This window comes from Lacticaseibacillus daqingensis, from assembly GCF_003946115.1.
Taxonomy (GTDB): Bacteria; Bacillota; Bacilli; order Lactobacillales; family Lactobacillaceae; genus Lacticaseibacillus; species Lacticaseibacillus daqingensis.
The window spans coordinates 422304-445829 of record NZ_RHOH01000002.1; the positions used below are offsets into that span (position 1 = coordinate 422304).

Annotated in this window: 19 protein-coding genes; 5 read left to right on the plus strand and 14 right to left on the minus strand. The window is 63.9% G+C overall.

Features of this window, described 5'->3' with window-relative positions:
- Positions 1-36: 36 nt before the first annotated feature.
- Genes EKM88_RS04155 through EKM88_RS04175 form a run of 5 tightly spaced genes read right to left on the minus strand, consistent with a single transcriptional unit; the run spans position 37 to position 11709 of the window.
- Positions 37-1215, minus strand: a complete 1179-nt coding sequence (locus EKM88_RS04155) for a pyridoxal phosphate-dependent aminotransferase (RefSeq protein WP_125703421.1) — start codon at positions 1213-1215, stop codon at positions 37-39.
- Positions 1216-1238: 23 nt separating this feature from the next.
- Positions 1239-1730 carry a cell wall elongation regulator TseB-like domain-containing protein gene (locus tag EKM88_RS04160; RefSeq protein ID WP_125703423.1) on the minus strand — a complete coding sequence of 164 codons (492 nt, stop codon included), beginning with the start codon at positions 1728-1730 and terminating at the stop codon, positions 1239-1241.
- Positions 1723-4518 (minus strand): helicase C-terminal domain-containing protein, encoded by a 2796-nt coding sequence (locus EKM88_RS04165; protein WP_125703425.1) that lies wholly within the window; start codon positions 4516-4518, stop codon positions 1723-1725. Before EKM88_RS04165 ends, EKM88_RS04160 begins: the two co-directional genes overlap by 8 nt.
- A 38-nt stretch (positions 4519-4556) precedes the next feature.
- A complete protein-coding gene (gene addA / locus EKM88_RS04170) occupies positions 4557-8204 on the minus strand; it encodes a helicase-exonuclease AddAB subunit AddA (RefSeq protein WP_125703427.1) in 3648 nt (1215 codons plus the stop codon).
- Positions 8188-11709: a PD-(D/E)XK nuclease family protein gene (locus tag EKM88_RS04175; RefSeq protein WP_125703429.1), complete on the minus strand. Its 3522-nt coding sequence runs from the start codon at positions 11707-11709 to the stop codon at positions 8188-8190. The genes addA and EKM88_RS04175 overlap by 17 nt, the downstream gene beginning before the upstream one ends.
- A gap of 114 nt (positions 11710-11823) precedes the next feature.
- On the opposite strand from EKM88_RS04175, the gene mvk reads away from it, so the two are divergent.
- Genes mvk through fni form a run of 3 tightly spaced genes read left to right on the plus strand, consistent with a single transcriptional unit; the run spans position 11824 to position 14758 of the window.
- Positions 11824-12771: a mevalonate kinase gene (gene mvk / locus EKM88_RS04180; protein WP_125703431.1), complete on the plus strand. Its 948-nt coding sequence runs from the start codon at positions 11824-11826 to the stop codon at positions 12769-12771.
- On the plus strand, positions 12768-13727 hold the full coding sequence (mvaD, locus tag EKM88_RS04185) for a diphosphomevalonate decarboxylase (RefSeq protein WP_125703433.1): 960 nt from the start codon (positions 12768-12770) through the stop codon (positions 13725-13727). The genes mvk and mvaD overlap by 4 nt, the downstream gene beginning before the upstream one ends.
- Positions 13727-14758 (plus strand): type 2 isopentenyl-diphosphate Delta-isomerase, encoded by a 1032-nt coding sequence (fni, locus tag EKM88_RS04190; protein ID WP_125703435.1) that lies wholly within the window; start codon positions 13727-13729, stop codon positions 14756-14758. Before mvaD ends, fni begins: the two co-directional genes overlap by 1 nt.
- A 60-nt stretch (positions 14759-14818) precedes the next feature.
- On the opposite strand, the gene EKM88_RS04195 is transcribed toward fni, so the two are convergent.
- From EKM88_RS04195 to EKM88_RS04225, 7 genes are all read right to left on the minus strand, one after another.
- Positions 14819-16159 carry an RsmB/NOP family class I SAM-dependent RNA methyltransferase gene (locus EKM88_RS04195; protein ID WP_125703437.1) on the minus strand — a complete coding sequence of 447 codons (1341 nt, stop codon included), beginning with the start codon at positions 16157-16159 and terminating at the stop codon, positions 14819-14821.
- Positions 16156-17115 (minus strand): hypothetical protein, encoded by a 960-nt coding sequence (locus EKM88_RS04200; RefSeq protein WP_125703439.1) that lies wholly within the window; start codon positions 17113-17115, stop codon positions 16156-16158. The genes EKM88_RS04195 and EKM88_RS04200 overlap by 4 nt, the downstream gene beginning before the upstream one ends.
- Positions 17116-17132: 17 nt before the next feature.
- A complete protein-coding gene (locus tag EKM88_RS04205) occupies positions 17133-17864 on the minus strand; it encodes an SAM-dependent methyltransferase (RefSeq protein WP_125703441.1) in 732 nt (243 codons plus the stop codon).
- A gap of 115 nt (positions 17865-17979) precedes the next feature.
- Positions 17980-18324, minus strand: coding sequence for a metal-sulfur cluster assembly factor (locus tag EKM88_RS04210; RefSeq protein WP_125703443.1), 345 nt, complete (start codon positions 18322-18324; stop codon positions 17980-17982).
- 12 nt (positions 18325-18336) lie between these two features.
- Complete coding sequence (locus EKM88_RS04215) at positions 18337-18525, minus strand: 2-hydroxymuconate tautomerase (protein WP_125703445.1); 189 nt, start codon at positions 18523-18525, stop codon at positions 18337-18339.
- Positions 18526-18717: 192 nt separating this feature from the next.
- On the minus strand, positions 18718-18948 hold the full coding sequence (locus tag EKM88_RS04220) for a hypothetical protein (RefSeq protein WP_125703447.1): 231 nt from the start codon (positions 18946-18948) through the stop codon (positions 18718-18720).
- A 120-nt stretch (positions 18949-19068) separates the two neighbouring features.
- Complete coding sequence (locus tag EKM88_RS04225) at positions 19069-19980, minus strand: YitT family protein (RefSeq protein ID WP_125703449.1); 912 nt, start codon at positions 19978-19980, stop codon at positions 19069-19071.
- A gap of 202 nt (positions 19981-20182) precedes the next feature.
- On the opposite strand from EKM88_RS04225, the gene EKM88_RS04230 reads away from it, so the two are divergent.
- Together EKM88_RS04230 and EKM88_RS04235 are read left to right on the plus strand one after the other, a co-directional pair.
- Positions 20183-21598, plus strand: coding sequence for a C69 family dipeptidase (locus tag EKM88_RS04230; RefSeq protein WP_125703451.1), 1416 nt, complete (start codon positions 20183-20185; stop codon positions 21596-21598).
- An 11-nt stretch (positions 21599-21609) separates the two neighbouring features.
- Positions 21610-21939 carry a DUF6176 family protein gene (locus EKM88_RS04235; protein ID WP_125703453.1) on the plus strand — a complete coding sequence of 110 codons (330 nt, stop codon included), beginning with the start codon at positions 21610-21612 and terminating at the stop codon, positions 21937-21939.
- A 55-nt stretch (positions 21940-21994) separates the two neighbouring features.
- On the opposite strand, the gene EKM88_RS04240 is transcribed toward EKM88_RS04235, so the two are convergent.
- Positions 21995-22789 (minus strand): Nif3-like dinuclear metal center hexameric protein, encoded by a 795-nt coding sequence (locus tag EKM88_RS04240; RefSeq protein ID WP_125703455.1) that lies wholly within the window; start codon positions 22787-22789, stop codon positions 21995-21997.
- 19 nt (positions 22790-22808) lie between these two features.
- Positions 22809-23510: a tRNA (adenine(22)-N(1))-methyltransferase gene (locus tag EKM88_RS04245; RefSeq protein WP_125703456.1), complete on the minus strand. Its 702-nt coding sequence runs from the start codon at positions 23508-23510 to the stop codon at positions 22809-22811.
- Positions 23511-23526 lie beyond the last annotated feature (16 nt).

Genomic DNA, 23526 nt, shown 5'->3' on the forward strand with positions numbered 1-23526 from the left:
TGATTCATGCGACCCACGCCGCACGTTGGTTATTGGTTAGTTCGCGCCGACGAAGGCGTTGATGCGTGCAACGGCCTCGATCAGGTCGGGTTTGGCGGTCGCGTAGCTCAGCCGCGCGTGGTCCGGCATGCCAAACGCCCGCCCTGGGACAATGGCGACACCGGTTTCGGCCAGCAGTGCGCTGACAAAATCATCCACCGAATTGTAGTTGGTCAGCTGGGCCGCCCGCTTCACGTTCGGGAACAGGTAAAAGGCCCCTTGCGGCTTGTCCGGCAAGTCAAAGCCCGGCACCTTCGTCACCAGCGGGTAGAGGGTGTTCAGCCGGTCCTCAAAGGCCAGGCGCATCTGTTCCACCGAGCGGCCGTCGCTGTCAAACGCGGCGATGGCGGCGTACTGCGCCGCAGTGGTCGGATTCCCCGTGGCGTGGCCTAACAGCGTGGCCATGGCACTGATCAGCTTTTCCGGACCAGCGGCAAACCCAATGCGCCAGCCAGTCATCGCGTACGATTTGGAGACACCGGAGATCAGCACCGTATTCTTGGTGATCTCCGGGTCGATCTCGATCATGCTGGTGTACGCCGCGCCGTTGAACAGCAAGTCGCGATAAATATCATCGGCCACCACCAGGATGTCGTGCTGCAAGGCCCAGTTGCCGATCAAGGTCAGCTCCTGCTTGGTGTAGATCGTGCCGGTTGGGTTGGCAGGCGAGTTGATCACCAACGCCCGCGTCTTGGCAGTGCGCTGCGCCTCGAGGTCATCAACGGTGACCTTGAAGTGCGCATGACTTGGCACCGGCCGCGGCACCCCACCGGCCAAGCGTACCTGCTCAACGTAAGAGACCCACCCCGGTAGCGGGATGAGGACCTCTTCGCCCGGGTCTAGCAGAACCTGAAACAGGCCATACAGCGCCAGCTTGGCCCCGGTGGTGACAGCGATCTGCTTGGTCGTGTAGTGGACGCCGGTTTGGCGCTCCACGTGGCCGGCGATGGCCGCCTTGAGCGCCGGAATGCCGGTCGCCGCGGTGTAAAAAGAGGCGGCCCCACTGTTGATGGCGGCTTTGGCGGCGTCTGCAATGAAGGCCGGCGTCGTGAAGTCGGGTTGCCCGATGGATAGGTCGATGACGTCTTCGCCTTTTGCCTTCATTTGTTTGGCCAGATTGCTGACCGCAAGCGTTGCGCTGGGTGCGACACTGATGATTCGTTTTGCTAAATGCACTTTGGCCACTCCTTTGAGTCCGGTCACAGATTGCGGATCGCCGCAACCTGGTTGCCGGTGGCAAAATCGTACGTTACGTATCCAAGTTTACCAGAATTTGTCCGATAGCCAACATCCCAGACGAATTTCTTTCCGCGTTGGCTGATGCCGATGCTGGTGATGCGGCGCGGCGCATAGTCCGCTTGCACGCGGGCCTCGACTTGCGCCTTGCTGACGCCCGCCGCGCGGCGCAGAACGTGGAATTGCTTGGTCTTCTCCCGAATGACCACGAACACTGGCTGGCGCTTGGCGTTTTTCCCCGCGACGGCAAAGTAGGATTCGCGCTGGGTGTCCCAGTAAAAATTGGTGATGTCGGTCACGTTCGCTTGCGTCGCTGCGATCCGCACCGCAGTGGCGCGGGCCGCCCGCCTTGGGGCGGTGCTTTTGACCCACACGCCGATGACGGCCATGAGCACCACCAGCCCAGCGATGAGCCAGGCGCGGCGCTGCCATTTTTGACGAGTTGCTCTACGCATGTGTTCCCTCTTTTCTGATGTCGTGGCCCTCAAGCCAGGCCAATGCGAGTGGCTGCAGTTCGGCCAGCGGCAACGTGACAGGCTTGAGGTTGGGCAGGCTCTTGGCCATTTTGCGGCCAAACGGGGTGCGCGTCAACCGCGGATCGAGGCAGACGAACACACCTCGGTCGTGCTCAGTGCGGATCAGCCGGCCAAAGCTCTGACGGAACCGCAGTGTGGCCCGTGGCAGCGCGTCGACTTTGAACGCGTCTTGGCCGGCCTGGCGCAAGGCGATGTAGCGGGCCTTGGTGACCGGCTCGTCCGGTGCGTCAAACGGCAGGCGCGTCAGGATCACCTGCTCTAGCTGTTTGGCGGGATAATCGATCCCTTCAAAAAAGCTGGCCGCGCCGAGCAGCAGTGCATTGTCCGCCAAGGCAAACCGCTTGGCGATTTTCTCGGCAGAGCCTGTCACTCCTTGGGCCAGCAGTTCCTTGCGCTGGCTCAGTGGGCTGTTGACGAGCCGGGCGTACACGGCTTGAATGGTGCGCAGTGACGTGAACAGTGCGATGGTTTGGTGGTCATTATCCGCCAGCGCCGCGATCGTTGTGGCGAGGTAATCCGCGTACTCGGTTTCGGTCAGGTCGTTAGCGTTGGGCGCGTCTTCGGCCAAGAATACGGCCGCCTGCTGCTTGTAATGAAACGGACTGCGCAGGCGCAGCGTCTGTGGTTCTGGCAGTGGCGCGTAGCCGAGTTGGCGCGCGAGAAAGTCAAACGAGCGGTCCACCGTCAGCGTGGCCCCGACAAACAGCGGGGCCAAGAAGTGCGCCAGGGCGGCCTGCAGCGGCTGGGCAACGTCGAAGCGGTCCCATGTGATCGCCAGGCTGGTCACATCATGGCCTTGCGTCAGTGTGGCGCAGGTGACGCCCCCGGCCCCTTGACGCATCGCCGTTGGATCAAGCGCCGCCAGAGCGGCGCGGCGCGCGTTTAGGCCACTCATGGTGCTGCTTACCGCGTCAAACACGGCGGCGTCCCCCACCAAGAACCGATCGGCGTGGGCCGCAAAGTCAGCGGTCAGCGTGTCAAACACGGCGGCCAAGGCGTCCAGCCGGGCGGTCATCATCGTCAATGGGGCCTCAACAGCCGTCAAGAGCCAGTCCACTTGCTCTGGCATCAACATTTTCTCGACGTGGCCGGTGGGGAGTTCCCCGTGAAACAAGTGCGCATACAGGGTCGCCTGTAGCGCGCTGATGCGCGTGATCAATGCGTCAAGGGTCGTGGTGGTGCTGCTCAGCTGGTACTGGACGAGCCCATTGTCCGCATAGATCTGGCTCAGGCTACGGGCGCTGGTGCGGTTGATCAACTCCTTGAGGTGGCTGAGCGCCAGGCGCAGGCCCCGTAAGTCGATGCGGTGGGAAAACGCCGGGGCCGCGTTGTCGGCAAAGTGCTGCGCCTCATCAACCACCAGAAACGGCGGCTGACTGAGCTGCAGGTCGGCGAAGTGGCGCGCCAGGTACGCGTGGTTGGTCACCACCACCGTGGCGTCCTTGACCTGTGTGAGCAGTCGCTGGTAAAAATCGCTGGCAGCGTACGGGCCGGTTGCGGGCTGGCCCGGGGTGTGCCGCACGCGTGCAAACAGCGGCGCCTTGTAGTTGGTCAGGTGTAACTCATCCAGGTCCCCTGTCGTGGTTTGCGTCAGCCACACCAACAGACGCAGCTGCAGCAGGCGGGTCAGGCGGTTGGGGGCCGGATCGCGCAACTCGGCGGCGAATTTGCCCAAGTCAAGGTAGTGGCGCGCGCTTTTGAGGCGCACGGTCGGCAAGGGGCGGCCCAGCAGTGCCTCAAGGGCCGGGAGCGCTCCGGTGACCAGCTGCTCCTGCAGCACCGTGGTGGCCGTGGCGACCACAAGCTTCTGATTCTCATCGCAGACATACGCGTACGGCAACAGGTAGCCGAACGTTTTGCCCAGCCCGGTGCCGGCCTCGATCATCAGGGGCAGTTGCGCCCCTGTGGCATTCGCGTACACGGCGTCCATCATCTTGGCCTGCGCCCGGCGCAGCTTGTAGGTCGGCGTCAGCAGGCGTTTTTTGGCCTTGTCCGTGAGCGGGTATGCCCCGGGTCCGTGCAGGGTGGTGGTCAGCGGTGTCGGCCGGCGCAGGCAAAAGGCCCCCACCTGCTGCAGGCCCTCCGCCAGCGGTTGCGTCACCACCGCGTGTTGGCGGAGCCAGTCGCCCGTTTGGCGCGTCAGGGCCGACCCCATCGCAGCCAGCTGTTGCTGGGTGTGCGCGGGCAGTGCCTGCAGTCGGGCCTGAAGCTGCCAAAGGAGCTTGGCGGTGGCCAAGGCATCGGAGTCGGCGTGGTGTGGGTCGGCGTGCGGGATGTGCAGGGCTTCGGTCAGGTCACTGAGGCGAAAACTCGCCTGCGTCGGCAGCAGGATCTGCGCAAGCTCCACCGTGTCGATGGCCGGATTCACCAGTGGCCGCAACCCGATGCGGGTCAGCTCTGCACTCAGGAACGGGTAGTCGAAGTTCACGTTGTGCGCCACGACCACCGTGTCCGCCAGCAGGTCCTCGACCATATACCCGATGTCCTCGAAGTACGGGGCCGCCACTAGGTCGCCCGACGCAATGCCGGTGAGCGTTTGGATCGCCGGCGGCACGGGTTGGTCTGGGTTGACCAGTTGCGATACGGTCGTCAAAATCTGGCCGTCACGCATCAGCGCGCAGCCGAACTGGATGATCCGGTCACCAGCATCGACGCTGGTGCCGGTTGTTTCTAAGTCGATCACCGCATAAGTAGTTGCGGATGTCATTTGCTCACCAATTTTCTCAACAGTCTGAATCCATTCTACTATGCTTTGGCAGTCGGGGCTAGGTCGATCACCTCACCGGTCGCCAGCAGCACCAAGTAGCGGTGCAACACAGGCTTAGCGGTGAGGTGCGCCAAGGCGCGCGCGTACAGGTTGAGCTGACCGCGATAGCGTTCGACGATCGGTGCGCTGGCCCCCACCACGTGGTCCGTCTTGTAGTCAAACAGGGTCACCCCGGCGGCGGTTTCGAAGAAGCCGTCGATGATCCCGTGAATGAGGACATCGGCATCGTCCCCCTGCATCGGCGCGAACAGCTGCGCCGCCGGCAGCAGCAGCGAAAACGCCACTTCGCGCTGCACGGTGGCCGCGTTGGCCTGCAGGGCCTGGCCCAGTGGGGTCGCAAAAAAGCGCACTAGCGTGGCAACATCGATTTGTTGCGCCACGGCTTCAGTCAGCGTGCCGGCCGCCACCAACTCGGCGACCGTGGCCTCGATCGTGGCGACCGTCACCGGCTGGCCCAAGTCAAGCAGCTGAAGCACCAAGTGGGTCGCCGAGCCGACCACGGTGCGCGGCACCTGGGTCCCGGTGGCCAAAAACGCGGGCTGCGCGAAGTCGTTGACGTAGCGGTTGCCGCCGAGTTGCCGGTTGCTGGTCACCAGCTCAATGGTGTCAGGGTCGTCGAAGGCCCGCTTGATCTCCGAGACGCTTTGGAACCCGGTGGTCGCCGTTGCGGCGGCATACGGGTACGTGAAGGCGAGCCAGGCCGGCAGGTCAAGGCTGGTCGCGGGTTGGGTGCCACTGGTGGCCTTGGTGGCCTGGATCACAGGCACCACCTGGTGGACGAACGTCAGCGTGATGGGGGCGTTAAAACGGCGCAGCGCCGGCAGCGGTGTCCCTTCGGTGACCGCCTCAGTGCGCGCGATCGCGGCCCCCAGCCAGTCAAGGGTGCTGCCGGCCCCGGCGCGCACGCCGGCGGGCAGTAGTAGGTCTGGCGCGTCGGCCACCTTGGCCCACTTAGCGCGCAGCTGTTCCTCGGTGCCACCGGTGCCGACGATGACCAGCCGCTGCTCGGCGCGCGTCAGCGCCACGTACAGCAGGCGCTCCTCCTCGGCCAGCAACTGCGCCTTTTTGGCCGCCTTGGCCGCCTGGTACTGCGGCAGGGCGTAGACTTCGCGCGTGGCGGGATCCAGCCACTGGCAGCCCACCAGCTCTGGCGTCAGGATCAACGGCTGGTTCAGGTCCTTGAGGTTCAGCTGCTTGCTGGCGGCCATCAGGAACACCACGGGAAATTGTAGGCCCTTGCTGCCGTGAATGGTCATCAACGACACCGCATTGACGTCTGGGGCCAGGGTGACGGGCATGGCGAGGTCCTTGTTTTGCTTTTGCATCAGCTCGATGAAGCGGATGAACGCGAACAGGCCCTTGAAGCCGCCGTTCTCATAGCCCGCCGCGCGACTCGCCAAGGCGCGCAGGTTCGCCTGGCGCTGCGCTCCACCGGGCAGGCCGGCGACAAAGTCGAGGTAGCCGGTTTCCGCGTACAGGTGCCAAATTAGGTCGACCAGCTCGTGTTCGCGGGCAAAATCCCGGAACTCGGCCAGCTGCGTCAGAAACGCCTGCACCTGTTGGCGGGTCTGCTGGGCAAAGGCGGTGCCGCCGCTTTGTGTCGCAAAGGCGACCAGCGCGTCGTCGAAGCTGGCGAAGCGGTCCGCCAGGCGGATCAGCGCCAAGGCGTCTGCGGACAGACCGACCAGCGGCGAGCGCAGGACGGCCACCAGCGCAATTTCCTGCTTGGGGTTATCGATGACCCGCAGCAGCGACAGCATCACCATCAACTCAGTGGTTTTGAAATAGTTCTGTGCGTCGGCGATCACGATCGGCACCCCAGCCCGGGCGAACTCGCTTTGCAGCACGATGTTTTGGCTGCGCGAGCGCGACAGCAGCGTGATATCGCGGTACGTCACCCGCCGGTACGCCTTGGCTTTGCGGTCGTACAGTTGGCAGTCCGGGTCCTGCACCATTGCCTGAATACGGCGGATCACCATCTGCGCCTCGGCCTGGTCCTTGTCCAGCCCCGCCGCCGTTTCGTCGTCGCCGGCGGGCGCATCGTCTTCGGGCTGGTCGGTCAGGTGAATGAGGAACTCGGTGGCCGGGGCGAACTCTTCGGGGATGTCGGTGGCGCCGAGCTTGAGCTGGGCGTCTTCGTCGTAGTCGAGCTGGCCGACCTGCGTGTCCATCAGCTGACTGAACACAAGGTTGGTGAACGCCAGGATGTTTGAACTGGAGCGGAAGTTCTCAGCCAACACGATGCGCTCGCCGGCGGCCGAGTCGGCCCCGAAGGCCTGGTACTTGGCCAAAAACAGCTGTGGGTCGGCCAGGCGGAAGCCGTAGATACTTTGCTTGACGTCCCCCACCATGAAGCGGTTGCCTGGCGTGCTTTGACTCACCGCGGTCAAAAGCGCTTCTTGCAGTTGGTTGATGTCTTGGTACTCGTCCACCAGCACCGTGTCAAAGGCCGCCTGGTAGTTGGCCGCAACGGTTTGGTGGGTCTGCGGGTCCACCGCGGTCAGGATGCGCAGCGCGTTTTGGGCGATATCGGCGAACCCCTGCACGTGGCGCGCCGCCTTTTCGGCCGTCAGCGCGGCCAAAAAGTCCTGGCACACGCGGCTCAGCGTCGTCATCAGCGGCCCCACCTGAGTCAAGGCGGCCGTGAGATCGGCCGGCGCAATGGCGACGCTGGCCTGCACCGCGGCCAGTGTCGGCTTGAGCGCCTCGCGTTGCGCGTGGGCGGCGTCCTTGGCCGGCTTGAGGCTGTCATCCACCTTCTTGCCGGGCCAGCGGTCAAACCCGATGGCGCTCAGCGCGGCCTGCGCCGCGGCGTAATCCGGGGCATCCAGGGCCAGCGCATTGGTCACCTGATCCAGTGTGGTTTGCAGATTCGCCTCCCAGGGGGCCAAGGCTGGATCCGCTAGCGTGGCCCGGGCGGCCTCCAAGCCGGCGGCCAGCTGCAGCAGCTGGGGGCGCAGTTGTGGCCACAGTTGGTGGGCAAACAGCGCGTCCAGCCCGGCCGGCGAGTACGCGTCGGGCAACGCTTGGAGCCACTGCGCCGGGGCTGTGGTGGTTTGGGCATACTGCAGGAGCTGGAACACGACCGGTTGTAGCCCGTCTTGGGTCGGATTGCCGGACGCCAAGCCGCTGAAGTTATCGGCCAGGGCAGCAAAGGCCGCGGCGTTTGCGCCTGCGTACTCGGTTTCGCGCAGGCTTTCCCAGACCCGCGTTTCAAGCAGCGTGCGCTCGGTGTCGTCGGTCAGCAGGCGAAAACCGGGCTCTAGGTCGATGATATAGTAGTAGTGCTGCACCACCTGCAGGGAAAACGCGTCCAGCGTCATGATCGGCGCGGCGTTCATCACGGCGATCTGGTTGGCCAGATGGCGGCGCTGGGCCTCACTCAGCGTGTGCCGCGCTTCTGTCAGCCGATCCTTGAGCGCCTTTTGGATCTTCAGCTTCATCTCGGCCGTTGCGGCGTTGGTGAAGGTCACGATCAGCATCCGCGTGACGTCTTGGCCGGCGAGCACCTGGCTGACGATGCGCTCGACTAAGACGGCCGTTTTGCCCGACCCGGCGCTGGCCGACACCAGGACATCGTGGCCGGTGTGGGTGATGGCATGTTGTTGATCAGTCGTGAAGTTCATCGTCTGTCTCCTCTTCGTCTAAGTCGTCCTGCTCTGCTTTGAGATGATCCAGCAGCGTCTCGCGGTCCAGGTGCGGCACGTGGTGGTAGCGGTCGTAACCGGTGGCCGGGTCAAAGGTCATGATGGCCTGGTAGTCACTGTTGGTGATGACCGTGCTTTCTTGGTTGAACTGGATCGGCGCCAGGTCGATGGTGCCCTGCAGGATCGCGGCGGCGGCCGCCGTGATGCGGCGGCGGTTGTGCAGCAGGTACAGGTGCAGCTCGGCGGGGGTGAGCCGGTTCTTGTTGGTCTTGGCCAACGCGCCGGCCTTGGTGACGGCCAGTGGCACAATGGCGGACTTGCCGGCGGTGGCCAGCGTCCGGTCCAGCGCGGCGGCCAGCGCCAAGGCCTCATCACTGGCTTCTGGCATCACCAGCAGCCCCTTCATTTGGTACTGCTTGAAGGCCTCGGCCTGCGTGTCTTGGCCCGGTGCGTACTTGAGCTTGGGCTCGGTGAACTTGAAGTACACGGCCCCGGCTGGGCGCAGTTGCTGCTGGCTGGCGCGCGCGTTGTTTTGCACCGCGTCGATGTAGGTCAAAAGCTGCAGGCTGGTGCCGTAGTACGCGGCCAGCGGGTCAAAATCGTGCGCGGACGACTTGTAGTCAACGATCAGGAAGTACTCGGCATCGTTCAGCGCCACGGTGTCGAGCCGATCGATCTTGCCCCGCACTGTGATCGAGTGGTCGCGGCCCACGGGCAAAATCAGCGGGGCCAAGCCGTTTTCCTGGTTGAACTGGCCGAACAACAGCTCCGTGGCGCGCGGGCGAAAGGCACTGCGCGCCTGCTGGCCGTGAATGTTGACCAAGACATCCGTCAGCATGCGCACCACGCGCTGACGCACGGTGGCCATCTGCGCGTTGGCGGTCAGGATCTCGTAACCCGGGTTTTGCACCGCCGCGTCGATCAAGGACGTGACGGCGGGGCCGATCTCGGCCGGTGCCACCTCTGCCAGCGTGCGGTCCTGCGCCGCCAAGTCGCGCAGATACTGATCCATCACGCTGTGGTACAGCGAACCGGTGTCAGCCGGCGTCAGCTCGAACTCGGGGCGCTTGCGTAGCCGCAAGCCGTAGGTCAGGAAGTACTCGAACGGGTTGCGGTAGTAAGTTTCCAGCTTGGAAATGGACACGTTCAGGTGCGCACCGTAGAGTTTTTGGGCCAGATCCGGGCTCAGCTGGCCCACCGCGTTTTGGTAGTCGAGACTGCCGGCCAACCGCGTGGCCAAGTGGCCGCGCTTGGGGTCCTGTTGCAGGACGCGCAACACGCCCTGCCAGGTGGGGCCCAAGGCGACGTGCTGGTCTTGCGCCTGGCGCGCCACGGCGACAAAGTCGGTCAACAAGCTGCGGGCCGTGCCGGCCACCGCTTCCAGTGGCGTGGTCAGCTGCACGCTTTGCCACGCTTCGATCGGGCGCTGAAGCCGCACCGCCAGCTGGGTCAGGTAGGCGGATGGTTGGTTCTCACGCTCGGCGTACACCGGGTAGCTCATGGTCAGGCTGGTGTCGGCAGCCAGCATCGCCAGGTAGTTCAAAAACGGCTCCCCCAGCGTCGTGTCGACCCCGGCCTGGGCCAAAAAGGCGCCGTCCGGCAGCTGTGGCCCGATCAGTTTGCGGTCGGCTGCAGTGAGCACCGCCGTGTCGCTGGGTGTGTCCGGCATGACGAGGCTGGTGGCACCAATCACGAAGACGTGTTTGAACTTGGCCAGTCGGCTCAGCCCGGTTTCGGACACGGTGACCTGGTCCAGCGTGGAAGGGATCTGCGTGTACGTGGCGCCGGCAATGCCGGCGGCTAACAGCGCGGTGAACTGGGCGAGGTCAAACGGCGCCTCCCCCAAAACGGCCACAAAGTCGTCCAACAGGCCCACGAAGGTCGTCCAGGCCTGTTCACCGGCGCTGGCCTGCGCGAGGTCGCCGACGTCGATCGCCGCCTGCCGCCAGGCCCCCAGCCGCTTGGTCACGCCGTTTTGGGTCAGCCATTGGTAAAGCACGGTCGCTGCGGCCTGCCCGGTCTCGGCGTGGGTCAGCGCATCAAAAAGCGGCGGTAAGGTCGCCGCGACGTACTGGCGAATCTGGTTGATCTGGCGCGTCTTGGCCGGGTCGCGGTCGCTGGCCTCATCATCGGCGCGGCGGCGGAAGTACTGCCAGGGGGTCCCCTTCAGCCACTGACTGCCGGTCAAACCGGTGCGCAGCAGGTGGTTATCCGTGACGTCTAGCGCTTCACGGAACTCGGCCAGTGTCATCGTCTCCGGCACCAGCAGCTCCGTTTTGAGCAGGCGCATCACGTCCTGGTACTGGTAGTGGTGGGCCTGAATGGCAAGCAGGCTGTCGAGCAGTGCCATCAGCGGGTGGTTAGCCATCGGGTGCTCCACGTCCACGAACACCGGCACCTGCAGCGCGGCAAAAATAGGCGCGATCAGGTCCTTATACGGGTCCAGGTGGCGCGCCACGATCAAGAAGTCGCGGTAGCGCGCGCCGTGGTGCACCGCCTGGTTGATGGCCTGGGCCACGTGACGTAGCTCGGTATACGTATCGCTGGCCTTGGCGAGCGTCACGCCGGCGGCCACCGGCGCAAGCGTCTCGTCACTCAGCGCGGTGTCGGCGCGCCAAAAGGCCTCGACAGCGGCCATTGCGGGACTCAGCGTGCGCGGTTGGGCGTAGCGGTCGCGCAGGATCGCCAGCTTCGCGTCCTTGGCCACCTTGTACAGCCGGTGATACACGCGCGCCGCCGGCAGAAACAGCGCCGGGGGCGTCGGCACGCCATCAACGGCGGGTCGATCCAGTGTCAAAGCGACCACCACCTGCTTGGCGTGGGTCATCAGCGCGGTGACCAAGGCGAGCTCGGTAGCCGACAGGTCGTTGAAGTGGTTGAGGATGAAGGTGGTGTGCGAAAGATCCAGCGTCTGCAGCTTGGCCCCCAGCGCCGTCAGCAGGCTGGGCTCGGTGACGTAAGGGCCGATCGCGTCTTCATAGGCAGTCAGCATTACCACGAGGTCGGCCAGCTTTTGGCGGTGCCGGTCCCCGGCCGGGAGCGTGGCGGCGACAGCGGCCAACGCTGCGGCGGTGACGCGCCCCGTGGTCAGCTCACTGAGCTGGTCGGCGAGCTGGGCGATGAAGCCAGGGCGGCTGGTTTCACCGGCGTAGACGCGCAGTTCGGCTTGATGCGCCTGCAGCAGGCGCGCGACCAGCATGGTGTTGCTGGCGCGGTCCAGCCGGGGCTGCTGGTACACCGGGTCGTTTTTGACGAAGTACCACGCCAGCCGCGAAAAAGACAGCGTCTGCACGCGCGTCTGGGCGCTGACCGGCCCCTCACGCAGACCCTGCAGCAAGCTGACTTCAGCCTCGAACTTAACGTGGTTGGGCACCAGGTAAAACACCTGTGCCTGCGCGTCTTGGTGCAGACACTGGCGCGCGGTGTCGATCACCGCCTGGTGATGATCCGCTTGGGCGGTCCCAAGAATGAATTGTAAGCTCATTTGATTGCCTCCTGCGTCTGGCATGGAATGATTGGGTTAATTTTACCATACGTGCGTAGTCGCCACCGGTCCTTTGGGGTATCATTTATTGAGAAGTTAAGGGAGAGATTGATTGTGAAAACCGCAACCGGAACCAGTTTTGCTAAGATCATTCTGATCGGTGAGCACGCGGTCGTGTACGGCCAGCCGGCCATCGCGCTACCCGTGCCGACCATTCAGCTGACGGCGACCGTCACGCCGCGCGCCGACCACGCCCAGCGCGTTCGCTCCAGCTACTACACCGGCGCACTGGCGGCGGCCGCCCTGCCCTTTGCCGGCATCACGCAGCTGGTGGCCCAGATGCTGACGCATTTTGACGCCACCACGCAGGGGTTTGACCTGACGATCACCAGTGCCTTGCCACCTGAGCGCGGCATGGGGTCCAGCGCTGCCACGGCCACCGCGGTGATCCGCGCGCTTTACGCGGCCTTTGACGCCCCGCTCACACGGGCGGCGCTGTTGGAATGGGCCGGCGTGTCTGAGCGCGCCATCCACGGCAATCCCAGCGGGCTGGACGCTGCGACCACGAGTGCGACTGTGCCGCAGTGGTTCGTCAAGGGCCACGCGCCAGAGCCGATCGCGTTTCCCACGCGCGGCACACTGGTGATCGCAGATACCGGGGTGCGCGGGCAAACCAAAGCCGCCGTGGCGCAGGTCGCCGCTGCGCTGCAGGCCGATCCGGCGCGTGTGACGCCGTTGATCACCGGCATCGGCGCCGCCGTCAAGCGCGCGGCGCACGCCTTGGCCACTTCCGACCTCGTGGCTTTGGGGGCCAGCCTTAATGCCAGCCAGCAGGCGCTGGCCACCCTTGGCGTCAGCAGTCCTGCGCTTGAGCGGTTGATCACTGCCGCGCGCCAGGCGGGCGCGCTTGGTGCCAAGCTGACGGGCAGCGGTCAAGGCGGCTGCATGATCGCGCTAGCGGCAGACGGTGCGCATGCCGATCGACTCATCGCCGCACTGACAGATGCCGGCGCCACCAGCGTGTGGCGCCATGATTTTGACGAAAGCGAGGGCCACGCATGACCACTGCGCGCGCACACACCAATATCGCCCTGATCAAGTACTGGGGCAAACGCGATGCGGCGCTGATGTTGCCGTACACGAGCAGCGTCTCGCTGACGCTGGCCGATTTTTACACCGACACCACCGTGGTGTTTGATCCGGCGCTGCCGGCTGACACGTTCACGCTGGCCGACCAAGTGCGGCCGACCACCAAGGTGACCCCGTTTCTCGATCTGGTGCGGGCCCAAGCTGGGCTGACCACCCGGGCGCGCGTGCGCTCCGTCAACCATGTGCCCACCGCCGCCGGCCTAGCCAGCTCGGCTAGTGCCTACGCCGCGCTGGCGCTGGCGGCCAGTCGCGCCGCTGGGCTGACGCTTGATGCGCAGGCTTTGTCGCGCTTGGCGCGGCGCGGCTCCGGCTCCGCGACCCGCTCCCTGTTTGGGGGGCTTTCGGTGTGGCACCGAGGCCACGACGACGCGACCTCCTTTGCCGAGGCGTTGCCGGCAACGACCTTGCCCCTACGGATGGTGGTGGTGCTGGTCAACGCTGGCCCCAAGCCAGTGTCGTCGCGGGCACTGATGGCCAACACCGTGGCGACCAGTCCCTACTATCCCGCTTGGGTGACGCACAACGAGGCCGCAGCGGCGGCCATGATCCAGGCGTTGGCCGCTAATGATTTTCCTGCCATCGGCCACTTGACCGAGCAAAGCGCGATGCAGATGCACGCGGCCATCATGGCGGCCGACCCGGCATTCACCTACTTTGAGCCCGAGACCTTGACCGTCTGGCAAACGGTGCAGGCGCTGCGTGCACAAGGTGTGCCGGCGTATGCGACCATGGACGCCGGCCCCAACGTCAAGATCCTGACGCTCGCCCCCCACGTTGATGCCGTGCAGGCGGCGCTGCTGCCGCGGTTTGCCGGGCGTCTGATGACCACTGCCCCTGGCCCTGCCGCTCACATTCTGGAGGATCAATAATGCGCCCATCGATTCAGTCACACCGCAAAGACGAGCACGTTTTTTTGGCCGAAAAGTACTTTAAGGCAACCGCCAGCGCGGGGTTTGCCGATGTGCGCCTGCTCCACGATCCGCTACCGGAAGCGGCGGTGGCGGCCGTGCGCTTTGACGCCCTGCCGTTTGGCTGGCGCTGGCCGCTTTACATCAACGCGATGACCGGCGGCTCCGCCCAAACCGCAACGCTGAACGGCCAGCTGGCCCGCATTGCGGCGGCCTGTGACCTCGCGATCGCCAGCGGCTCGCAGGCCGTTGCCTTGGCTGAGCCGGCGCTGGCACCGACCTTTGCCACGCTGCGCAACAACGCCCCGCACGCGTTCATCCTGGGGAACCTGGGCGCCACCAAAACGCCGGCGCAGGTCGCACAGGCGGTGGCGATGCTTGACGCCGATGCGATCGAGTTGCACCTCAACGCGGTGCAGGAGCTGGTGATGCCCGAAGGTGATCGCAACTTTCACTGGCTTGATGCCATTGCGGCCATTGTGGCGACGGTAACGGTACCGGTGGTGGTCAAAGAAGTCGGCAACGGCTTCACCCGTGAGGCGCTGGCCAAGCTCCGCCGGGTCGGTGTGACCACCGTGGACATTGGCGGTCGCGGCGGCACGGACTTCGGTCAGATCGAGAACGCCCGGCGACCGCGGCATGATGCCAGCTACCTGCAAGACTTCGGGCAAACCACGGTGGAATCGCTGCTCGAGGCGCAAGGCAGCGGCTTGACGATCCTGGCCACTGGTGGCCTGCGCACCCCGCTGGACGCACTCAAGGCCCTGCGCCTAGGCGCCAGCGCCGTTGGCCTCAGTGGGCTGGTGTTGCACTGGCTGCTTCAAGACGGCGAGGCGGAGACGATCGCGCACCTCAAGGTGTGGCAGACGCAGCTAACCGGGTTGATGGCGCTGGTGGGCGCCACCACGCTCCCCGAGTTGACGACAGTGCCGGTGGTGCTGGCACCCACGCTTGACCACTACCGCACCCAGCGCGGCCTCCCCCACCCGTAGTGCTCAAACCCACCCCACACGAAAAGGCGATGCCGCAATTGGCATCGCCTTTTCGTGTGGCTAGACCCGCAGTCCCTTGGGGTACGCGTTTTTGATGGTGCCGTTGACCAGCTTGCCCAGCGCAAAGCCCTTGTCCGCCAGCGTCAGCAGCACGGTTTGCTTGCCCTTGAGTGCCGGGCGCGCGAGCGTTTCCCCGTGACGGTAGCGCTGATACTCCGCGTCAGTGACCGGAACGACCTGCGTGAAGGCGCTGGGTGCCAGGGCCGTGGCGAGGCTGTGGCTGGCCTCAAACCGGTTCTTCTTGAACGTCCCGAGGTGCAGCCCGGGGCGCAGCACTTTTACCCGAGTCAGATCAGGCGTTGCGAGCGGCAACGCGTAAAGCTGATCGCGCCGCGTCACGAGCACGCGGTCGGCGAAGGCCACCGTCAGGCTTTCGCGCGCGAAGGTCTGCCAGCTCGTGCGCTGCTCGTTGGTCAGCCGGCTCGCCACTGGGGCGTGCCCCTGCCGGCGTGGCGCATCACCCGCCTTGACGAACTTGGCCACAAAATGCCCCTCGCCAGCCAGCTGATGCGGCCACAGTCGCGCCGTGTTGGCGAGACGCGGGTCGCCATCGGCCCATTCTGGCCGCCCTGAGGCAACGCCGGCTGGTTTGGCCAGCGGCACTAAGGTGAGCGCCAGGTTGGCCTGCGCCCAGGCGGCGATCTGCTCGTCTTCTTCCGGGCTGAAGGTGCAGGTCGAGTAAATCAGTGTGCCACCCGGCCGCAACATCGCCACAGCCGCCTGCAAAATTTCGCGCTGACGCGCCGCGCAGCTGGCCGGGTAATCCGGTGTCCAATAACTCATCGCGGCCGGGTCCTTGCGAAACATGCCTTCCCCCGAACACGGGGCATCGACTAGGATGCGATCGAACGCCTCCGGCCAGGCCGCGGCGAGCGTTGCGGGATCGTTGTTCGTCACGATCGTGTTTTGCAGTCCGAATCGCTCCACGTTGCTTGACAGCACTTTGGCGCGGCCGGCGTTGATCTCATTGGCGACCAGGACCCCTTGCTGCGCCATGTAGCTGCCAATGTGCGTGGTTTTGCCGCCGGGGCTGGCGCACAGGTCAAGAACGACTTCTCCCGGGACCGGTGCCGCCGCCGTGCCGACGAACTGCGCGCTGGGCTCCTGACTGTACACGTAGCCCGTCACGTGATCGATGCCGTTGCCTGCGACTTTGCCAAAATGGCCCCACTGACTCCAAGGGATCGGGTCCCCCTGGGTGGTCAGGGGCGCTTCGGGCCGCAGCGGGTTCACGCGGTAGCCACTGTGAAGTGGTGCTTCGAAGCTGGCCAAAAAGGCGTCCGCGTCCGCCCCTAGGAGCGTGCGGTACTTCTGCTCAAAACCAGTTGGAAAATCTGTCATCGTGTCTCCCGTTCCTTTCGCGCGCCTTGGTGGCGCCACAAGCCTTGCACCCCGATGCCGTAAATCACCCACAGCCCCAGCACAAAGGCCAGCATCCGCGCCTTATCCGTCAGGTAAAACCACCAGAGTGAAGCGACCAGCCCGAGGACTGCTGCCCCGGCTGCGTGGGCTAAGGTCCGCAGCCATAAGCCCCGCAAATACTGGGCTTGCATCGTTGCATCCAGGCCGAACGGCACGCGAGGCGGCAGCAGCCGCACTGTCCCCCACGCCAGTCCCAAGGCGGCTAGCACTAACCCGAGGCACCGTGCCAGCGTTGGCCCGTTATCCGTCCACCACGTGCTGGCTGTGTTTGTCGCGTACTGGTAATGCGTGACGGTGCCACCGAAAATCTTTAACAGCGCGGTCTTTTGCGCCGCAAGGGTGGTGCCGTCAACGTACACCTTCGTCGTCGCAACGCGCACTGCGGCGGCTGCGGTACTGCTGGCATTGATGAAGCAGGCTTGGTTCAGCGGGCTGGCCTCGCGCGTGGCCACGACCCCCAGCACTGGCACATAGCCGGCCGCCCACTTGAGGTACTGCTGGTTGGCGCCGGTGTAAAGCTTGGGCACTTGCGCCTTGCCGACGACCGCGACTGGCAGCGTGGCGCGCAAGTCCGCGGCGGAGAACCACTGCCCTGAATCAAGGGGCAGGCTTTGTGTATTGCCGGTGGCGTAGAGATAGATGACCCCGGCGCGGTGGAATTGGACTTGCAGGTTTTTTAGATCGGCCGCGGCCAGTTGCGTCGCTGCAGCCTGAACCGTCAGCTCATGCGTCGGGTGCAGCACCCAGGCCGCCTCGGACAGCCCGTTGTGGTCCAGGCGCCCGGCGTATTCTGACTGGTCGTGAAGCGACCAGGTCCACCCGGCGAGCAGGACCAGGCCGATCCAAAGCAAATCAATCAAGCCGAAACGTTTCATCTGCGTGGCCCTCCTTGTCAGCGAATGCGATAAATACGGTCATTGATGGCATCAAACCGTGGCATCGCGCGGTTCAGCGGTAACAGGCGGCGGTCAGTGACGAACTCGGCCTGCTGCCAAAACAGTGTGCTGTTGGTCGCCCCGTTGCGCTCGCCAATGACGAATAACTCAAGCTGTGGGAAATGCGTGCGCAGGCACCGCAAAAAAGCGGCGTCGCTCCACTCATTGTCCGGTGACCAGGCCATCACGACCGCGTCCACCTGGGCCCCGTAGCGCCATAAAGCAGCCGTTGCGCCGGCGCGTGTGACGGGCACTAGCGGCGTTTGCCCCGTTTTATTATGCGTCACCCAAGCCAGTGGGTCGGTGGTGATCACCGGGTTCCCCATGCTGGCCAGACCCTTGGAGACATAACCATTACCGGCGGCCACTTCCAGGTAACGGCGGGGCCCGTACAGCGTCTGCCAAGTCGTAAAGAGCGACTGTGACACGAACGCCCACATCCCGTAGTGGTACGCGATGTACTGACGAAAGTGCCGCGCCAGGTGGTCAAACACCGTCAGTGCCACCGCCAGAGCCGGTGGCGCACCCAATCCCGTCAGCGGGTCAAGACCCAGCGGTGGCAGCGGCTGCGCCGGCAAGCGATTTGCGGCCACCGCGGTGCGCCAGTCGCGCATGGCGATGAATTGTGCGTGCACGGTCGGTTGGGTGAGCTGCGACGCAGTTTCGGTGAGGCGTTGCCAGTAGTCCACAGGGTGCTCCTTTCGGGTCGTGTGCCAGCGGTCGTCAGATCATCGGCCGCCAGGTCCGCCAGCCGGTCGGGTGGCCGGGTCCGGTCACCAAAAAGGCCGCCCGCGGCGGTCTTTGTCAGTGGATCCCCAGCGCCATCTTGGCGTAGCGGCTCATCCGTTCAGGCCCCCAAGCGGGGTACCAAACCAAATGGATGTCCAGCGAGTTGATGCCCGGCACCGCCAGCAAGGCGTGGTGAATGCTGTCGTCCAGAATGTCCGTCAGCGGACACCCCATTGTAGTCAGGGTCATCTCAACATCGCAGTGGCCGGTTTCGTCTAAATCCACGCCGTAAATCAGCCCGAGGTTGACGATATCCACGCCGAGCTCCGGGTCGATGACCGTTTCAAGTGCGGCCACGATTTTACGCTTCATGTCGAGGAAGTATTCGGTTTCCTCTGGGGTTTCTTGCGCGTCACTCATGGATTGCCTCCGTTACTTTTCGTCCGCTTTGAGGACACCGGCGACGGCGTAGTGATTCGTCGCCATTTCGTTCAGCACGATGTGGATGTGTTCCTTAGGGGCGCCCGTGTTCTTGGCGATCGCTTCGGTCACGTCCAAACACATTTGGCGCAACGCCTCTGGGCTGCGCCCTTCAATCAAGTCAATATGAACTAATGGCATTATCGAGTCTCCTTTAATGACTGGCTTCAGCTGGCCAACAATTGGCCGCTGGCGCAACAGTTGGGTTAAAAAATGACGGCATCTTTGCGGCGGGTAGGCGGTGATCGGTTGCCGGCCCACATAAAAAGCCGCTTGATTGTGGCATCAAGTGGCTCTATTATCGCATATTTTTGGCGGTGTGGGTAGTGAGGCTTAGCGCCAGCCTAAAAACACCGCCCCTAAAACCAACCCCTCGGCCAGAATTCCTAGGCCGATGTAAAACCAGCCGGCGAATCGCGCGCCGCCTTGCTTCAACGCCTCGGTTTGGCCACCGAAAAAGTTGCCGCGCACCAGCCGCAGCCAATGGCCCCGAAGCACCTGCACGCCGACCAACAGGCCCCACAGCCCGGCCACGCCCAGAATCCACAGATCACGCTTGTCCATCCCTAATCCTCCCCGTCATGTCAGTCCTTTAGCCCAGATTAAACGCTTTCTGCGATGCTGCGGCAATCAGTCTGGCGCCCGATTTTTTCAGTGGCCCGGCCCATCCTGGGCACTGCCCCTTCACTCCGGCAGCTTGGTGCGCGTCTGGCGCTTGGCCTCCTGCTCATCAGAAGTCAGGAACTCGCCAACCACGCCGACGGTGTTGAGGATGTCGATGAAGGCCGCGTGGTCAGCCCCCAGCGTGGCTTGGGTCAGGTCATAAAGCTCGTAGCGCGTGATCACGATCATCAGTGTGCTGTTCGGGCGCCCGAGGTAGCCGCCCTTGCTTGGCACCACTGTGATGCCACGGATCAGCCGGTCAGACACTGCCCGGATCACGGCAGGGGCGTGTTCCGTCACGATCATTGCGGTGATCTTCTGGTTGGAGGTGTGAATGCCGTCCACTACGCGCGTCATGCAGTAGATCGAAATGATCGTGTAAAGCGCGCTTTCCCACTGCACGCCTAGCCCAGCAATGAGGATGATCCCGAGGTTGATGATGAACATCAGTGCGCCGACCGGGCGCCGCGTGGTTTTGGCCAGGAACATGGACAGAATGTCCATTCCCCCGGTGGAGAAGCCGAACCGCAGCGCGATGCCCACTCCGGCACCGGTCAGGACTCCGCCAAAAATCGCGTTCATCAGCGGATTGGTTGATAAGGCGTGCACCGGCAGCAGGATCGCCAGCACGGAGATCACCACGGTATTTAAGAAGCTGAACACGGTAAAGTCACGGCCGAGTTTGCGCCAACCGAGGTAGGCCAACGGCAGGTTCAAGAGCAAGTTGAACCACCCGGTGAGATCACCCGATGCGATGCCGGCGCGCTGCAGGAAGAGCGAAAGCAGCTGCGCGATCCCGGTGGCCCCGGACTGAAAGACCTTGGCGGGGGTCAAAAAGAAATTCAAGGCGATGGCGGTGATCAGGCCACTGGCCAAGACCACGGCCAAGCGCCTCAGCGTATCGTGTTGTGCGTACTGGGTTAATTTTGCCATGAGCGTCCTCACTTTTGTCTACGATTCAAAGACACATATTTTTTGCGGGTGGCCGCGCTTCGGGCGACCAAACTACAACCTTCACTAGAATACACGCGCCCTTGCGGAATAACCAGCCCACCGCGACACTTTTTGGTAAACTAGAAGCAGCACCCAAAACCTTGTTCGTGATCCACGAACAGGTATCAAGGAGGACAAGACAGTGGTAACGCGTACATCCTGTACCAGCATTCTGATCGGCAAGGCGGCCAGCGCCGATGGCAGTGTGATGATTGGCCGCAACGAAGACAGCAAGGCCGCGTGGCCCAAGCACGTGGTGGTGCGGCCAGCGCGCACCAGTGACACGCCGGAGACGTTCACGTCCAAGGCCAACCGCTTCACCCTGCCGCTGCCTGCGCACGCGCTGAAGTACACGGCCACGCCTGAATGGACCGACCAGTACGGGTTATTTGAGGAGGCCGGGATCAACTCGGCCGGCGTGGCGATGAGCGCTACCGAAAGTGCCTACGCCAACGCCCGCGTTCAAGGGGCTGACCCGTTTCTGGAAGACACCGGCATCCTCGAAGAGGCGATGGTGACCGTGGTGCTCCCCTACATTCGTTCGGCGCAAGAAGGCGTGCGCCGCTTGGGCCGCATCGTGGAAACGCAAGGCACCGGCGAAGCCAACGGGGTGCTCTTTGCCGACCACGACGAGGCCTGGTACATGGAGATCGCGACCGGGCACCACTGGGTGGCCCAGCGCATCCCGGACGACTGTTACGCGGTGGTCGCCAACCAGCTCGCCATTCAGCGCGTGCTCCCCGACTCCCCCGACTTCATGTACTGCCCGGACCTGTTTGACTTTGCGGTGCAGCACCACTTGTGGGAACGCGGCACGACCTTCAACTTCCGCAACATTTTTGGCACGCATGGGGCCTTCGATCACACGTACAACACCCCACGCGTGTGGGACGCCCAGCGCCGCCTCACCCCGTCGCGGCCGAGTACGCCGACCGATGACAATCTGCCGTTTTGCCTGCAGGCGGACCGGCCGCTGTTCGTGGAGGACGCGTTCGAGATCTTGAGCGCGCACTTTGAGGAAACCGAGTACGACCCAGCAGACAAAACCGCGCCGCAGAATCACCGCTTCCGGCCGATCAGCCTCGCACGGACGCAGGAGGCCCACGTCCTCCAACTGCGCCAAGCGCTGCCTTATGAAATCGCAGACCTGCACTGGACTGCGATGGGCGTGGCGGCGCAAAGCCAGTTCGTGCCGTTCTTTGCCGGGACCACCACGACCCCAGTCGACTACCAGCGCGGGGCGCTGCCGCCGAGTCTGGATTCGGCGTACTGGCAGTACAAGCTCGCCAGCGTTTTGATGGACGCGCACTTCCGCTTTTTCCAAAGCGCGCTGAACGCCACGCAAACCGCGACGCAGGCCAAACTGCTGGCCAACATTGCGGCGACCGATGCGACCAGTCGCACCACCGTCGCTGCCGACTTGGCCGCCCTCGCCACCAGTGCCACCACGGCGAACGCGACGATCGCCAAAACCGCCTGGCAGGCGTTCACGATGCAGCTGCTGGCGCAGTCGACGGACCTGAGCCCGCTCAACTTCACCACGGACCCGAACCTATGAAAGACGCTGAGATGACAATTGAGCTGGAAGGGTTCGCGGTTTACCCCGATCAAATCGCCAAAGCGCACGAGTGGATGGCCTTTTTGCGGACCAATCAGGCCGCCGTCGATCGCACGCTCGGCCCCGAGCACCTGCAGTCGGAGTCGCTTTTCTCCGCCACCATCGGCGGGCGCTTCTACCTGTTCTGGTACTCGGAGCAGACGGCCCCGGGGCAGAACGTGGCGGCCAGCACCGACCCCATCGATGTGCAGCACGTCGCCTACTGGCAGGCCTGCATCGATGAAAGTGTGCCGCCGCTGCAGTTTACGCTGGAGAATCACTTCACGCCCCCAATCGACTGAAAAACCGCGCCTGTGCCCCTTTTGGAGGGACGCAGGCGCGGTTTTGCGTGATGGGCTACATAAACGTAAACGGATCGGTGTTCAGCGTGGACGCGATGACCTGGACCGGCCAGTCGAGCGCCGTCGCCCACTGGATCAGCAGGCTGCGCACCCCGTTTTTCATGATGGCTTCGATGTGATGGCCGGGATCGATGACGGGCATGTCATGCGCCAGCATATCGTGGCCGGTGTGGTAGTAGACGTCACCGGTCACGTACACATCCGCCCCAGCCGCCTGCGCCTCGCGGTAAAACTTGCCCCCGTCGCCGCCGAGAATAGCGACGCGCTGCACAGGCCGAGTCAGGTCGGCACTGATCACCCGCAGGCCGCGAACGTGGTAGGCGCTTTTGACCTGTTGCACAAAGCGGTCCAGCGGCATGGCCGCCGGCAAACGCCCGATGCGGCCCATGTTGGCCTCATCCCCACTGGCGATGAACGGTTGCACGTCACTCAGGTCAAGGGCGGCGGCCAACCAGTCGTTCATGCCCCCGTTAGCCCGGTCGAGGTTGGTGTGTGCGGCGTACACGAGAATCCCAGCCGCCGCCAAGCGGCCATACATCCGGTTTTGCGGGTCCGCGTAGTTAAGGTTCGCCACGGGCCGGAACACCGCGGGATGATGCGCGAAGATCATGTCGGCGTTCAGCCGGATCGCCTCTTCAACCACCTCGGGGCGCACGTCCAGCGTCACCAGCACCGTGTGCACGGGCTGGCTGGCCGAACCAAGCTGGATGCCGACAGGGTCGCCCGGCACGGCAAGACTTGGTGGGGCGAATGTTTCAAAGCGGTCGATGATCGTTTGGCCTGTCAGCATAGCAATTCCTCCTCAAGGGTCACTCTGCGGTGCGCTCCGTTTGAAACAGCGCGAGGCGGCGCTGTTCATCGGCCACCTTGGTTGCGGGCACGGCTTGCGCGTTGGCCAAGCCCTTGAGCACCGCCGCCGTTTTGTCGATGCGCTTGTCGAGCTCGGTCAAAAACAGGGGGCTACGCTTCTGCCGTAACACGGGGCCGAGAATCAGGTCGGCCTCGGTGTACGGCACCTCCGGCTTGGTCTGGCCCGCCACGATGATCGGGTAAACGTGACCCTGCTCTTCGACCAAATCCTCGTCCAGGATCCCGAACTCGTGCTTGGCGAGCCAAGTGCGCACGGCTTCATCGTCGCGGTTGGGCGCCAGCACCAGGGTCTCTGTGCCATCCAAGTAACTGAGCCCGGCGGTGAGGATGTCTTGGATCAACAGGCCCCCCATTCCGGCGATGAAAATCGTGTCGATGCCATCTTCCGGCCGAATGCCGGCCAAGCCATCGGCCAGGCGGACATCGATCACCGTACTGAGGCCGTTATCGGCCACGTTGGCGGTCGCAATGGCCACCGGCCCCGCGCCGACATCGCTGGCGATCGCAAAGTCGATCAGGCCATCTTTGGCGAGCTGAATGGGAATGTACGCGTGGTCAGTGCCGATGTCGGCGATGCGGCGGCCGTCCCCCAAGAAGTTGGCGATGTGTTGCAGGCGCTGGGACAAGTGAAATTTTTCCATGAAAGTGTGGACTCCT